Origin of the sequence: Rhodoplanes sp. Z2-YC6860 (assembly GCF_001579845.1) — a bacterium.
Taxonomy (GTDB): Bacteria; Pseudomonadota; Alphaproteobacteria; order Rhizobiales; family Xanthobacteraceae; genus Z2-YC6860.
Genome location: NZ_CP007440.1, coordinates 861,177 through 874,631 on the forward strand (window position 1 = coordinate 861,177; position 13,455 = coordinate 874,631).

General features: G+C 64.8%; 13 protein-coding genes. 7 read left to right on the plus strand and 6 right to left on the minus strand.

The genetic code is table 11. The features are described 5' to 3' along the window. Nucleotides 1-24 precede the first annotated feature (24 nt). Nucleotides 25-303 carry a BolA family protein gene (locus RHPLAN_RS38170; RefSeq protein WP_084244261.1) on the minus strand — a complete coding sequence of 93 codons (279 nt, stop codon included), beginning with the start codon at nt 301-303 and terminating at the stop codon, nt 25-27. 155 nt (nt 304-458) lie between these two features. Between RHPLAN_RS38170 and RHPLAN_RS03975 the strand changes: the two genes are divergently transcribed. Further along, a complete protein-coding gene (locus RHPLAN_RS03975; protein ID WP_068014046.1) occupies nt 459-1,073 on the plus strand; it encodes a J domain-containing protein in 615 nt (204 codons plus the stop codon). Nucleotides 1,074-1,111: 38 nt separating this feature from the next. Here RHPLAN_RS03975 and RHPLAN_RS03980 read toward each other — a convergent pair whose 3' ends face one another. Together RHPLAN_RS03980 and RHPLAN_RS03985 are read right to left on the minus strand one after the other, a co-directional pair. Continuing rightward, the gene (locus tag RHPLAN_RS03980) at nt 1,112-2,599 is read right to left on the minus strand and encodes an amidase (RefSeq protein ID WP_198164698.1); all 1,488 of its coding nucleotides are present in this window, start codon (nt 2,597-2,599) and stop codon (nt 1,112-1,114) included. Nucleotides 2,600-2,694: 95 nt separating this feature from the next. Continuing rightward, on the minus strand, nt 2,695-3,909 hold the full coding sequence (locus tag RHPLAN_RS03985; RefSeq protein ID WP_068014048.1) for an MFS transporter: 1,215 nt from the start codon (nt 3,907-3,909) through the stop codon (nt 2,695-2,697). Nucleotides 3,910-4,015: 106 nt separating this feature from the next. Here RHPLAN_RS03985 and RHPLAN_RS03990 point away from each other — a divergent pair, with 106 nt between their 5' ends. Beyond that, entirely contained in the window at nt 4,016-4,696 is a 681-nt protein-coding gene (locus tag RHPLAN_RS03990) for an ArsR/SmtB family transcription factor (protein WP_068014050.1), read from the plus strand. Between the two features lie 84 nt (nt 4,697-4,780). Here the strand turns inward: RHPLAN_RS03990 and RHPLAN_RS03995 are convergent, their stop codons facing one another. Together RHPLAN_RS03995 and RHPLAN_RS04000 are read right to left on the minus strand one after the other, a co-directional pair. Next, nucleotides 4,781-5,980 (minus strand): 3-hydroxybenzoate 6-monooxygenase, encoded by a 1,200-nt coding sequence (locus RHPLAN_RS03995; RefSeq protein ID WP_068014052.1) that lies wholly within the window; start codon nt 5,978-5,980, stop codon nt 4,781-4,783. Nucleotides 5,981-5,983: 3 nt separating this feature from the next. After that, the gene (locus RHPLAN_RS04000; RefSeq protein WP_068014054.1) at nt 5,984-6,601 is read right to left on the minus strand and encodes a VOC family protein; all 618 of its coding nucleotides are present in this window, start codon (nt 6,599-6,601) and stop codon (nt 5,984-5,986) included. Between the two features lie 336 nt (nt 6,602-6,937). Between RHPLAN_RS04000 and cobS the strand changes: the two genes are divergently transcribed. The 4 genes from cobS to RHPLAN_RS04020 all read left to right on the plus strand — a co-directional run bounded on the left by cobS (nt 6,938) and on the right by RHPLAN_RS04020 (nt 11,555). Further along, nucleotides 6,938-7,924, plus strand: coding sequence for a cobaltochelatase subunit CobS (gene cobS / locus RHPLAN_RS04005; RefSeq protein WP_068014055.1), 987 nt, complete (start codon nt 6,938-6,940; stop codon nt 7,922-7,924). A 174-nt stretch (nt 7,925-8,098) separates the two neighbouring features. After that, on the plus strand, nt 8,099-10,003 hold the full coding sequence (gene cobT, locus RHPLAN_RS04010) for a cobaltochelatase subunit CobT (protein ID WP_068014056.1): 1,905 nt from the start codon (nt 8,099-8,101) through the stop codon (nt 10,001-10,003). A gap of 169 nt (nt 10,004-10,172) precedes the next feature. Then, nucleotides 10,173-11,195: an esterase-like activity of phytase family protein gene (locus tag RHPLAN_RS04015; protein WP_068014057.1), complete on the plus strand. Its 1,023-nt coding sequence runs from the start codon at nt 10,173-10,175 to the stop codon at nt 11,193-11,195. Nucleotides 11,196-11,267: 72 nt separating this feature from the next. Further along, nucleotides 11,268-11,555 (plus strand): GIY-YIG nuclease family protein, encoded by a 288-nt coding sequence (locus tag RHPLAN_RS04020; RefSeq protein WP_068014058.1) that lies wholly within the window; start codon nt 11,268-11,270, stop codon nt 11,553-11,555. A 124-nt stretch (nt 11,556-11,679) separates the two neighbouring features. On the opposite strand, the gene rpmB is transcribed toward RHPLAN_RS04020, so the two are convergent. Continuing rightward, complete coding sequence (gene rpmB / locus RHPLAN_RS04025) at nt 11,680-11,970, minus strand: 50S ribosomal protein L28 (RefSeq protein ID WP_068014060.1); 291 nt, start codon at nt 11,968-11,970, stop codon at nt 11,680-11,682. A 259-nt stretch (nt 11,971-12,229) separates the two neighbouring features. Here rpmB and RHPLAN_RS04030 point away from each other — a divergent pair, with 259 nt between their 5' ends. Next, nucleotides 12,230-13,111 (plus strand): DUF3108 domain-containing protein, encoded by an 882-nt coding sequence (locus RHPLAN_RS04030; RefSeq protein ID WP_237180042.1) that lies wholly within the window; start codon nt 12,230-12,232, stop codon nt 13,109-13,111. Nucleotides 13,112-13,455: the final 344 nt, after the last annotated feature.

Here is a 13,455-nt window from a genome sequence, read left to right on the forward strand (position 1 = left end):
CCGCACGGTTGTCATGGCTTTGGATCAGGATGCGGTGGGTTCGCCCGGCGCGCTGGCATGGATCGCGAGCGCATGGACGCCACCGGCCAATTCGGCGGAAAGAATCTGGTTGACCATGCGATGACGTTCGATCCGGCTCTTCCCACGGAAGGCTTCCGATACGATATGAACCCTGAAATGACTTTCACCGCCCGGCCGATGCCCCGAATGACCTTCGTGGCGGTGCGATTCATCCTCGACATTGAGACTCTGCGGCGCGAAAGCGGCGCTGAGCTTTTCTGCGATCCGGGCTTTGACCTGCATGGCCGTTTGCGTAAGCGACTACCGGGTTCCGGTCAACCAAAGGCGCGCGACATGTCATTCGATGCGCCGGCTGATCCGCCTTTCAGCACGTCTCTTGGAAAAATCTTCTGTCAAGACTTGAAGGTGAACGCCGCGCCTTCGCATAATGTTCGGTCATGAAATTCGATTCACCCTTGTTTGACCGCATCCGCGTCAAGCCGACCGAGGATCGGACGCGCAAGCCCGAAGAGCCGTGCTGTCAGTGGCAGGGCTGCGGCAACACCGCGACGCATCGCGCCCCGAAGGGCCGCACGCGCGAGAACGAGTACTGGCGTTTCTGCCTCGATCACGTGCGCGAGTACAATTCCTCCTACAATTATTTCTCCGGCATGAGCGAAGACGCCGTGCTGAAGTACCAGAAGGACGCGGTGACCGGGCATCGCCCGACCTGGAAGATGGGCACCGGCAACCCGCAGCCTGGCGGCAACGATTTCGGCCCGCACGCGCCGCATGATCCGTTCAACATGTTCCGCGAGTTTGGCGCCCGTGGCTCGGACACAAGGACGCGGACCGAGCCGCCACAGCAGCGCGCGGTGCGCAACGCCGAGCGCAAGGCGCTGCACGAGCTTGGGCTGGAAGAGGGCGCCGGCAAGGTCGAGATCAAGGCGCGCTTCAAGATTCTGGTGAAGCGGCACCATCCCGACGTCAACGGCGGCGACAAAGCCACCGAGGACAAGCTTCGCGAGATCATCCAGGCCTACAACTATCTGAAGTCGGTCGGCGCCTGCTGAGGCTCGCCAAGGTTCTCGGAACGCATCTCGTCGTCGGATCAGTTCAGCGGCGGCACCGTTCCCGGCGGATGCCGATGATGCGTGGCCTGCTCGTAGCTGTAGGCGATCTCGATCAACGCCGCGTCGCTCCACGGCCGGCCCACGACTTGCAATCCTGAAGGCAGGTCGTCGTGGCTGTAGCCCATGGGAACAATGATGGCTGGCCAATGCAGGCCTGAAGCGATCCAGGTCGTGCTCCCGGCTGGCGTCGTGTTGCGATCGCCGTTGAGCTTCGGCGGAAAGCTTGCGCACGGCATGACCAGGAAATCGACGCCCGCTCCCGTCATCGCGCGCTCATAGGCCTCGCGCATCCGGATTTCGTCCGCCTCGAGTTTCTTGACGGCAGGGTCTTCGTTCGGGTTCGGAGCGGTTGAGGCTGCGATCAAACCGGCCTCGTGCAGCGGATGGAATTTCTGCGACGCCATCACGTCGGCCACGGTCTTGGGGTACCCGGGTCCGGTCTTCGCCAGATATTTTTCGAGCGTGGCACGCACCTCGCTTTGAGGATGAGGCCGTGCGGGATGGTCGTCGAACTCCGGAACGACCAGAGGATCGACGATTTCGGCGCCGAGCGACCGCAGGTCGGCCACCGCCCGATCGAGCAGCGCCGTCACTGCCGGATCGGAGCCGCCGGGGGGAAACGCCTGACGCAGCACGCCGATGCGTTTGCGGTTTGCGCCGTTCGCCTTCAGGCAAGTCTTGAAGGTCGGCGGAATTTTCCCGGCCGCACCCGCGGTCGCCGGGTCCTCGGGATCGACGCCCGCGATGACGTCGAGCAACGCAACGAGATCGGCCACGGTCCGCGCCATCGGGCCGACCGTGTCCCGCGCATCGTAGAGTCCCATCATGCCGTGCCGCGAGACCAGGGCGCGGCTCGGGCGCAGACCGACGATGGCATTGTTCGACGAAGGATTGCGGATCGAGCCCCAGGTGTCGGAGCCAATGCCGATCGTCCCGAAATTGGCCGCAAGGGCTGCTCCGGTGCCACCGGACGATCCGCCCGTCGCATGCGCCGTGTTGTAGGGATTTCGCGCGAAACCCGGCAGGACGGAATTGATGTTGTCGATGCCGCCTCGGGCGAATTCCGACATCGTTGTCTTGGCGAGGATGATCGCGCCAGCGGCGCGAAGCTTTGTCACCAGCGTTGCGTCCCTGGGCGGCAGCCAGCCCGCGAGAGCGCGCGAGCCTCCGGTCGTTGGAAGACCCGCGACATCCACGTTGTCCTTGATGAGAGCCGGCACGCCATGAAGCGGTCCGCTCAGCTTTCCCGATGCTGCGAAGGCCCGATCGAGCGCTTCGGCTTCTTTCATCACGTCGGGATTGACGGCAATCAGGCTCCAAAGGGCCGGCCCACGCCGGTCGTAGGCTTCGATGCGATCGAGATACGCGCGAACGACCGATCGGACATCGGTCTCGCGTGCCTGGTAGGCGGCGAGCATCGAATCGACGCTCGCCTCCATGAGACCTTGCCAAACGCTGCCGCTCATCGCCAAAGCTCCGATCTCATCGCCGCGTCCCATCACCCGTATCGCCGGTCGATGTCACCGTTCAATCCCCACGCCGCCAAGGCCACCTGAAGGCTTCACGCTCGCTGCGGCGAGCGCCGCAGCGAAATCAGCACGACGGCCGCGATATCGAGCGCAATGCACATCGCAATCGGGGCGCCGTAGCCGCCGGTCAGATCGCGCAAGGCGCCCATCACGCCAGGGCCGAACGCGTAGGTGAACTGGGTGATCGCCCAGGACAGCCCGACCAGCATGCCGAACGAGGCCGCCTCGAACTCGCGCTGGATCACGAGCGACGGCAGCGTGATGACGTTGCCGGCCGACAAGCCAAACAGCGCGCAGGCGACCAGCAGTGCGGTCGTGTTCGAAAACCACATGATCGCGAACAGCGCCGCGGCCTGGCTCGCGAGCGACAATGCCGCGAAGCGGCGGATGTCGAGCCGGTCGGCGAACGCGCCGAGCGCGAGCCGCCCGCTGATTGCAGAAACGGTCAGGACGCCGACCGACAGGCCGGCCTGCGGCCGGCCGATGGTCGGCTGCAGGATCGCGATCTGATGCACCAGGAAGCCGACTTGCGCGGTCAGCGCCATCGCAAAGGTCGCGGCCACGTTCCAGAAGTGGCGGCTGCGGAGTGCCGCGCCGCGGGTCCATTGCGGCGCGGCCGATGCTGCGGCGCTTGCGCCGTGTGCGGCAGGCCGGTCGATCCAGAACGCAATGGCCGGAATGAGGATCACGGCCATGATCGCGGTCGCGCCGAGGATGGTGTGCGAGAAGCCGAAATGGGCGATCGCGAGCACCAGCGCCGGCGTCACCAGGATGCCGCCGGAGCTTGCGCCGTTCAGCGCCAGGCTGATGGCGAGCCCGCGTTTCTTGTCGAACCAGAGTCCGACCACGTTGCTGATCGCGCCGACATGCATCGTGGCCGCGCCGATCGCCATCAGCACATAGGCCGCATAGAACTGCCACAGCGCGTCGATGATGCCGAGCAACGCGACACCGCAGCCGAACGAGCACGCGCCGATCAGCATCACGCGCTTGGGCCCGAGTCGTGCCACCGCGTCGCTGATGAACACCACCACCGTCGCGGTCAGGAAATAGAAGCCGGTGACGCCGGCCGAAATCAGCGAGGTCGGCCAGCCGTGCAGCCGGTTGAGTTCGGTGAGGTAAACACCGTGGCCGTAAAGTCCGAAGCCCCAGCAGCACACTGCGGCGAGAAAGCAGGCCACCACCACGCGCCAGCCGGGATAGCGCCACGAAGTTTCATCGATCGCCGAAGGCGCCGCTGTCGCCATTCCCTGGTCCTGCGCTAGGCCACTTTGTGCTGACATCGTGTTCCGTCTCCGTCGCGCATGACAATGGCACATTGACAACCGTACACACTTTGGGAATCCTCGAACTATGAAAGAAGGCCCCGACATCTCCATTGTTGCGGCGCTGATCGGCAACCCGGCCTGCGCCAACATGCTGATGGCGCTGCTCGCCGGTCCCGCGTTGACCGCCACCGAGCTCGCCCAGGAGGCGGGTTTGAGCCCGTCCACCGTCAGCGGCCATCTCGACCGGCTGCTGAAGGCAAGCCTCGTTGCGGTCGAGCGGCAGGGCCGCCACCGCTATTTCCGCCTGGCCGACCCGGACGTCGCCATGGCGCTGGAGGCGCTGATGCCGGTTGCCACCCGCGCCGGCCATGTGCGCGTGCGCACCGGGCCACGCGATCCGGAATTGCGCCGCGCCCGCACCTGTTATGACCATCTCGCCGGCGATCTCGCGGTGAAGATGTTCGACCAGCTTGTAGCGCGCCGGTTGCTCACCCGGCGCGGCGACGAGTTGCGGCTGACACGCGAGGGCCGCGATTTCTTCGAATGCGCCGGCATCGACGTGGAAGCGCTGGACGGCAGCCGTCGCGCGCTCTGCCGTCCGTGCCTCGACTGGAGCGAGCGAAGAAGCCATCTCGGCGGCACTTTGGGCGCGGCCGTCCTCGACCATGTCGTGGCGCGCCGCTGGGCGGTGCTTGAACCGAAATCGCGGATCGTGCGCTTCTCGCCTTCCGGTGAGCAGAAGATGACAGCGTGGTTTTCGCGGTGAGACGAACGGTGCAACAGACGCTGTCACCCTCCCCTGGAGGGGGAGGGTGGGCGCTGCCGATGCTGCGAAAAGTGTGCTGGCTGATCACTTCACATAAGGCGGCGGCGTGTAGAGCCACGCCAGGCGGTCGTAGAATTCTTCTGCGGTGCGGCCCTCGAACAGCGAGTTGCGCACCTTCCGCTCCAGGCCCTTGGCATGGTTGATGCGATCCATCATCAGCGATGAGATCTGCACCCGTGCGGTGCGCACTGTCCGGACGTCCTGATAGCGCTGGAACGCTCTTGCGAAATCGCCGTCGCAGTCGGCGGCGAAATTCCCGAGGCAGATCGCATCCTCCAGCGCCATGGCGGCGCCTTGCGCAATGTACTGCACCATCGGATGCGCGGCGTCGCCGAGCAGCGTGGTGGTGCCCTGCGTCCAGTTCTCCACCGGCGCGCGGTGGCGGATCACATACCGGCGGAAGCGCTTCGGAATTCGCAGCACGCGCAATGGCGCCGCGCAGCTCCCGGCAAACAGCGGCATCACGTGATGCGGCGCCACCTCTTCGCCGTCATTGGGCGGTGTCTGATTGCTCACCGCCGTGCAGCCGAGATTGAACACGCTCCAGTCGCGCATCGGGTAGTAGATCATGTGCCAGCCGGGCCCGGCCCAGAATGTCGGGTAGGGCTGCTGCAGGTCCTTCGGCATCTCATCGACTGAAATCGTGGCGCGATAGATCACGGCGCCGGCCGGCGGCGGATCGCCGTCGCCGACGATCTTCTTGCGCACGATGGAATGCACGCCGTCGGCGCCGACGAGCGCCGCGGCCTCGATCCGCTCGCCGCTCTCCAGAAACACCGCGACGCCGTTGCCGGATTGCTGGAAATCCGCGACCCGGCTGCCGTTGCGAAGCTCGATCAGCGATTGGGCGCGGCAGCCGTCCAGCAGTGCGCCGTGGATGTCGGCGCGATGCGCCACCGCGTAGGGATTGCCGAAGCGCGCGCGAAAGCGCCCGTCGAGCGGCACGTTGGCGACTTCGGTGGCGGTCACCGCGTCCATCATCAGAAGCCGCTCGATCAGCAAGGCGTGCCGCTTCGCGGGCTCGCCGACGCCGAGTGCGTCGAGCACCGACAGTGCATTGGGCGCCATCTGGAGGCCAACGCCGGCTTCGCCGAATTCGGCGGCCTGCTCCAGCACCAGCGAGCGGAAGCCGTGGCGCGCCAGCGCCAACGCGCAGGCAAGCCCGCCGATGCCACCGCCTGCGATCGCGACCGGCGACATATTCTTGCGAAGAGCAACCGCCATCAGCTAGTCGGCAAGTCCCGCGGTGGCGCGATCGAGCCAGCTCTTGTCGCCGGTCAGCGTCTTGAGCTCGGCCAGCGCCTCGTCCTTGGTCTGCGTCACCTGCGGCACGATCAGCGGCTCGCCTTCGCCGTTCGAGGGCTGGCAGGAGAATTCGAGCCGGATGTCGTTCGGGTCGAACACATAGATCGAGAAGATGCCCGGCAGGATTTCCATCGGGCCGTCGAACGGCACCTTGGCGGCCTTCAGCCTTTCGCAGATGCGTTTCTGGCTTTCCGGCGACACGGCGAACGAGACGTGCTGCATGGCGCCGAGCGCATTGCGGTCGCCGGGCTGCTTCTTGCCCTTCGGCATCTCGAAGAACGCTAGAAGTCCGTCGCGGCCCATGTCGAAGAAGTAGTGGCGGATTTCCTCGAACGGTGGGTTGCCGCGGTTGCCCGGCCCGGTGCCGAGCCCCGGCGGCACCTTCATGGCATGGACCAGCCGCATGCCGAGCACGTCGACATAGAAATCCACCGTCATCTTCATGTCGTCGGTGTTGAGCGCCAGATGGTGCACGCCGTAGAAGCGCACCCGGTCGCCTGAATTGGTCTCTTTGCGATCTCTGGTCAGGACCTCTGACATGGACGTCTCCCTATGGATGCCGGCCGGTTGCGCTTCCCTGCGGCCAGGGCGGCGCCTATATCCGGTCTGTTGACGGGCGAGGCCCCCGCAGGCCTCACCCCGCCAATATGGTGTCCGGCAAGCCTACGCCATTGCGCGGGACAAGGGCATGCAATCGGCCCCCATCTCGGCGTAAAAATGACGCCCCGATTCGCTAGGTGCTTGTAATTCCAGCATTTTAGCTATGCAGCGGGCCGCTTTCACGCTGCACGGCTTGTCTGCTAAGTTGACCGTTATTCCAGAACGAATCCCGGCAAAAATCGCGGCCCCGCGCCGTTCCGGGGCCACGGAGTACCTATGGCAACCGCACAACAAAACACACCCGGCACACCCGACATGAAGGTGTCAGTCCGGCAGCTTTTCAGCATCGACAGCGACATGGAGGTCCCGGCCTATTCCAAGGGCGACGACCACGTGCCGGACGTCGATCCGGACTACCGTTTCGACCGCACCACGACGCTCGCGATCCTGGCCGGTTTCGCGCACAACCGTCGCGTCATCGTCTCGGGCTATCACGGCACCGGCAAGTCGACCCACATCGAGCAGGTCGCCGCGCGGCTCAACTGGCCCTGCGTGCGCGTCAACCTCGACAGCCACATCAGCCGTATCGATCTGATCGGCAAGGACGCCATCGTCATCAAAGAGGGCAAGCAGGTCACCGAATTCCGTGACGGCATCCTGCCCTGGGCCTACGCCAACAACATCGCGCTCTGCTTCGACGAGTATGACGCCGGCCGCCCGGACGTGATGTTCGTCATCCAGCGCGTGCTGGAATCATCGGGCCGTCTGACGCTGCTCGACCAGAGCCGCGTGATCAAGCCGCATCCGGCGTTCCGGCTGTTCGCCACTGCGAACACCATCGGCCTCGGCGACACCTCGGGCCTCTATCACGGCACGCAGCAGATCAACCAGGCGCAGATGGACCGCTGGTCGATCGTGACCACGCTGAACTATCTGCCGCATGACAACGAGGTCGAGATCGTGCTGGCGAAGGCCAAGCACTACCAGACCCAGGAAGGCCGCGACATCGTCAACAAGATGGTCCGCGTCGCCGACCTGACGCGCAACGCCTTCATCAACGGCGACCTGTCGACCGTGATGAGCCCGCGCACGGTGATCACCTGGGCCGAGAACGCCGACATCTTCAAGGATGTCGGCTTCGCGTTCCGGCTGACCTTCGTCAACAAGTGCGATGAGCTCGAGCGGCCGATCGTCGCCGAGTTCTATCAGCGCTGCTTCGGCCAGGAGCTCCCGGAGAGCTCGGTCAACGTGGCGCTGAGCTGAGCGTAGACGTCATTCCGGGGCGCGGGCGCAGCCCGCGAACCCGGAATCCAGTTCCGGACGCGAAGTGCGCGTCTGGATTCCGGGTTAGGCCATAGTGCGTGGAAGACGCGCGTAAACGCACTGGGGCGCGCCGCCCCGGAATGACATCCGAGAGATCGCGGTAGAACATAACCGATGTCCTCCAATCAGAAGCCCAAGACGCAGCAGAAGGAATCGCCGGCCGAGCCGTTCAAGCGGGCGGTCACCGGATGCCTGCGCGCGATCGCCAAAAAGTCCGATCTCGAAGTGTCGTTCGCGGCCGAGCGGCCCGGGCTCGTGGGCGGCAAGGTCCGCCTGCCTGAGCCCGCTCGCAAGCTCACCCGCGAGGAGGCCGCGATCGTGCGCGGCAACGCCGACGCGATTGCGCTGAAGCTCGCCTGCCACGATCCGGCGGTGCATCGCAGGCTTCTGCCCGGCGGCCAGCAGGCCCGCGCGGTGTTCGATGCCGTCGAGCAGGCCCGTGTCGAAGCGATCGGGGCGCGCCGGATGCTGGGAGTGAAGAACAATCTCGCAGCGATGATCGACGACCGCTTCCATCGCGGCAAGTTCGACGAGATCACCGACCGCGCCGACGCGCCGATCGAGGAAGCGCTGTCGATGATCGTGCGCGAGCGGCTGACCGGCCAGGCGCCGCCGCCGGCCGCGAAAAAGATCGTCGAGTTGTGGCGGCCGTTCATCGAGGAGCGCATCGGCAAGGGGCTCGATAAGCTCGAGAAGGTGGTCGAGAACCAGCGCCGCTTCGGCGACGCGGTGCACGATCTCCTCGATCAACTCGACATGGGCGAGGATCGCTCGACCTCCGACGAGGAGGAAGAGGGCGAGGAGGGCGAGCAGGAGCGCCGCAAGGACGAGACCGGCGAGCAAGGCGAGGCCGCCGACTCCGAAGAGATGGAAAAGATGAGCATGGAGGACGCCGAAGCGTCCGCCGATGCTTCCGAGACTGCCGAAGAAGCCGTCGACGCGCCCGCCGCCGACATGGCCGACGATTCCGAGATGGGCGAGTCCGAGACCGCGGCTGAGCCGTGGCGCCCGCGCAACCGGCCGAACGAGCCGCGCGGCCCGGACTACAAGCCTTTCACGATGCGCTTCGACGAGACCATCGCGGCGGAAGATCTCTGCGAGCCTGAAGAGCTCGACCGGTTGCGCGGCTATCTCGACAAGCAGCTTTCGCACCTCCAAGGCGTCGTTGCGCGGCTTGCCAACCGGCTGCAGCGCCGCTTGATGGCGCAGCAGAACCGCGCCTGGGACTTCGATCTCGAAGAGGGCCTGCTCGATCCGTCGCGGCTGCCGCGCATCATCATCGATCCGCTGCATGCGCTGTCGTTCAAGCAGGAAAAAGAGACGAACTTCCGCGACACCGTGGTGACGCTGCTGCTCGACAATTCAGGCTCGATGCGCGGCCGGCCGATCACGGTCGCTGCGACCTGCGCGGACATTCTGGCGCGCACATTGGAACGCTGCGGCGTCAAGGTCGAGATTCTCGGCTTCACGACGCGGGCCTGGAAGGGCGGACAGGCGCGCGAGTCCTGGCTCGCCGCCGGCAAGACCGCCAATCCGGGCCGCCTCAACGATCTGCGCCACATCATCTACAAGTCGGCCGACGCGCCGTGGCGGCGTGCGCGCAAGAACCTCGGCCTGATGATGCGCGAGGGTCTGCTGAAAGAGAACATCGATGGCGAGGCGCTGGACTGGGCGCACAAGCGCCTGCTGGCTCGCACCGAGCAGCGCAAGATCCTGATGATGATCTCCGACGGCGCGCCGGTTGACGATTCCACGCTGTCGGTCAATCCCGGCAACTATCTCGAGCGTCATCTGCGCTGGATCATCGAGGAGATCGAGACCCGCTCGCCGGTCGAGCTGATCGCCATCGGCATCGGGCACGACGTCACGCGCTACTACCGCCGCGCCGTGACCATCGTCGATGCCGAAGAATTGGGCGGCGCGATGACCGAAAAGCTGGCCGAGCTGTTCGAGGAGCACGCTGCCGAGGACGCGATGGCGCGCCCGACGCGCCGCGTCGCGCGTAAACTACATTCATGAATAAGCAGCCGCCCCCTCGGGGCGGCTGTGCCATGATTTGGTAAAATAGCCCCGCTAGCGCATGTCCCGGAAAAGTGGACACCGGTTTTCCGGAAAGGACATGCGCCACCCGATAACCGGAGCCCATCGCGTTTCCTTTGAAACGGGATGGGCTCTAAGGGGTTTAGCCTTGAAAACCGTCGTCTCCCGCATCGCAGCCTTTCTGGCGATCCTCGCGCTCGCGCTGATTCCGGCTGCGGCGCAGCCGCCGCACGAGTCAGGCCCGCATCGGATCGACATCAAGGCGCAGGCGATCGATGCCTTCGATGCCCGCAATCCGAAGCAGACGCGTTTTGGCGCGCTGGATTTCCGGGGCGGGCTGTTGCTGGAATCGCCCGCGAGAGACTTCGGCGGCATCTCGGCCATTCGTGTCGCGGCCGATGGGCAGAATTTTCTCGCGCTCACCGACAAGAGCAACTGGCTGCGCGGCCAGATCGTCTACCGCGGCATCGCGCCGATCGCGATCCGCGACGCCGAGATGGCGCCAATGCTGGGTCCCGATCGTCTGCCGCTCAAGCGACGCGGCTGGTACGACACCGAGTCGCTCGCCGAGGACGGCGGCACGGTCTATGTCGGCATCGAGCGCGTGCAACGGATCGTGCGGTTCGACTACGGCCGCGACGGGCTCACGGCGCGCGGTATTCCGATTCCGGTGCTGCCGGCGTTCAAGACGCTGCCGAAAAACGGCAGCCTCGAGTGCCTGGTGATGCCGCCGCACGGCGGGCCGCTGGCCGGGACCTTGATTGCGATCTCCGAGCAGGGCCTGGATGCCCGCGGCAACCGCTTGAGCTTCCTGATCGGAGGCGGCAACGACGGCACATTTGCGCTCAAGAATACCGATGATGATTTTGACATCAGCGATTGCGCGCTGACGCCCAATGGCAAGATGTTGGTCTTGGAGCGCCGCTTCTCCTGGACCAGCGGTTTTGCGATGCGCATCCGCTCCGTGCCGCTGGCGTCGATCAAGCCCGGCGCCACCGTTGACGGCCCGGTGCTGATCACCGCCGACATGGGCTCGCAGATCGACAACATGGAAGGCCTGTCGGTGCATCGCGCGGCCGACGGCACGCTGGTGCTGACGCTGATTTCCGACGACAACTTCTTCGCGCTGCAACGGACCGTGTTGCTGCAGTTCGGGCTGGTGGGGGAGTAAGCTCTCTCACCTGGTGATTCCGGGGCGCGAGCGTAGCGAGCGAACCCGGAATCCATAACCACGACTTTCGCGATGGCGTACTACGTCTATCTGCTTGCCAGCGGCAAACACGGCACGCTTTACGCAGGCGTATCGCGCGACTTGGTGCGCCGCGTCTATCAACACAAGACAAAGGAAACGCCGGGCTTCACGTCACGCTATGACGTAACTCGCCTTGTCTGGTTTGAAGTCTATGACGATCCGATGTCAGCGATCGACCGCGAAAAAGAGATCAAGAAATGGCGGCGAGACTGGAAGGTCACGCTGATCGAAAATGAAAATCCCGACTGGGATGATCTCTACAACTCGATAACAAAATAGGGCGGCAGAGCCGCCCCATCGTCAAACCAATCGAGACTTGTGGTTATGGATTCCGGGTTCGCGCCTTCGGCGCGCCCCGGAATGACGCCGGAGAGACCGTCCGGCTCCGGAGCGAAATCGGCTATCAGCTCGCCTTCGCGAGCTTCTTCTCGATTTCCTTCTTCAGCGTGCGCAGCCGCGGCGCGAGCACCTCGCTCTTGGCAGCCAGAAGATAGGCGTCGAGGCCGCCGCGGTGGTCGACCGACTTCAGCGCGTTGGCCGAAATGCGGAGTTTGACCGAGCGAGCGAGCGCGTCGGAGATCACCGTGACGTTGAGGAGGTTCGGCAGGAACCGCCGCTTGGTCTTGCGGTTCGAGTGGCTCACCTTGTGGCCGACCAGGGCCGATTTGCCGGTCAGATCGCAGCGGCGCGACATGGTAGATACCCTTGAAAACATGCGGCGCCATCTTGGCGCCGGAAAACGACGTTTTTCGTGGACCGCGGACGTATAAAGACAGGGGCCTTGGGCGTCAACTGGCGTCAAGCCTGCGGCACCGCCCCGGATGCTCATCATATAAACGACTCATTCCGCTCCGAGACCGGGGATAAGCAGTCATCCCCCGCTCCATTGCCTTGATCGGGGCCGCCTTGCGCGGCAAAGCGGATACTCTAAAGCATTCGAGGAGAACGGAATCTTGGCCTCGGCGGCGGTTCGGTCGATGCTTGGGGTTGGGCTTGGGCTTACGGTGGCGGGCCTCGGGATTGTCGTGGCTGCACCGGCCTCGGCCCAGGGGCAGGCGCAGGCCCAGTCGGGCCGTCTCGACGCGCGCTATTCGGTGACGCTCGGCGGCGTGCCGATCGGCAAGGGCGCCTGGGTCATCGACATTACCGACACCCAGTACACCGCCGCGGCGAGTGGCGCGACCTCGGGCTTGCTGCGTGTGCTTTCGACCGGACAGGGGCAGGGTGCCTCCCGCGGCTATATCGTCGGCGGCAATCCGGTGCCGGCGAGCTTTGCGGCTAGCGTCACCACCGACAAGAAGACCGAAGAAATCCGCATGACGCTCGCCTCGGGTGACGTCAAACAGTTCTCCATCGTTCCGGAAGTCCCGCCGGATGACGACCGCATCCCGGTCACCGAGGCGCACAAGCGCGGTGTCAGCGACCCGATGACCGGCTCGCTGGTCCGGGTGCCGGGAACCGGCAATCCGGTCGGCCCCCAGGCCTGCCAGCGCACCAATCAGATCTTCGACGGCCGCATGCGTTACAATCTGCAATTCGCCTACAAGCGAATGGAGCAGGTGAAGGCCGAAAAGGGCTATGAGGGCCCGGCGGTGGTGTGTTCCGTCACCTTTGTGCCGTTGGCCGGCTATGTGCCGCATCGCGCGGCGATCAAATACCTGGTTGCGCAGCGCGACATCGAAATCTGGCTGGCCCCGATCGCTGCCACCCGCGTGCTGGTTCCCTTCCGGGTTTCGATCCCGACTCCGATCGGGACCGGCGTGATGCAGGCAACCCAGTTCGTTTCGATGCCGCCGCCGCCGCATGCGGCAGCCGTCGGTTCCAGAACACAGTAAGCGACCCAATCGCCGCGCTTGGCGCTTGCGCCGCGGTCCGTTCGACGACATTTATTCACAGGTTGCCCACAGGGTTGCGCTGCGGCAGGCGTTGACTCTTCGCGATTGGCGGTCGCGGACCCGTGTTAACGAATGGCCGGCCGTTTGCGCTGGATCGAATGAGGTTTCGTAGCCCGATGTTGTGGTTTTTCAATGCGATAGACCGAAATGTCGGGGAGAACGAAGGGCGATGGCGCGCGAGTCAGCGATTCGGGCGCGATTCGTTCCAGACTCGTTCGCTTGTTTAACGCCGGCGCCCTCTAGGCGTCGCATTGTGGTACAGAAAGGCGTGCCCGCGATGGTCC

Coding starts and splice junctions, on each gene's coding strand:
- RHPLAN_RS04000 (WP_068014054.1), bottom strand. CDS start 6,601: ATGTCAGAGGTCCTGACCAGAGATCGCAAAGAGACCAATTCAGGCGAC.
- RHPLAN_RS03975 (WP_068014046.1), top strand. CDS start 459: ATGAAATTCGATTCACCCTTGTTTGACCGCATCCGCGTCAAGCCGACC.
- RHPLAN_RS38170 (WP_084244261.1), bottom strand. CDS start 303: ATGCAGGTCAAAGCCCGGATCGCAGAAAAGCTCAGCGCCGCTTTCGCG.
- rpmB (WP_068014060.1), bottom strand. CDS start 11,970: ATGTCGCGCCGCTGCGATCTGACCGGCAAATCGGCCCTGGTCGGCCAC.
- cobT (WP_068014056.1), top strand. CDS start 8,099: ATGTCCTCCAATCAGAAGCCCAAGACGCAGCAGAAGGAATCGCCGGCC.
- RHPLAN_RS03990 (WP_068014050.1), top strand. CDS start 4,016: ATGAAAGAAGGCCCCGACATCTCCATTGTTGCGGCGCTGATCGGCAAC.
- RHPLAN_RS04020 (WP_068014058.1), top strand. CDS start 11,268: ATGGCGTACTACGTCTATCTGCTTGCCAGCGGCAAACACGGCACGCTT.
- RHPLAN_RS03980 (WP_198164698.1), bottom strand. CDS start 2,599: ATGAGCGGCAGCGTTTGGCAAGGTCTCATGGAGGCGAGCGTCGATTCG.
- RHPLAN_RS03995 (WP_068014052.1), bottom strand. CDS start 5,980: ATGGCGGTTGCTCTTCGCAAGAATATGTCGCCGGTCGCGATCGCAGGC.
- cobS (WP_068014055.1), top strand. CDS start 6,938: ATGGCAACCGCACAACAAAACACACCCGGCACACCCGACATGAAGGTG.
- RHPLAN_RS03985 (WP_068014048.1), bottom strand. CDS start 3,909: ATGGCGACAGCGGCGCCTTCGGCGATCGATGAAACTTCGTGGCGCTAT.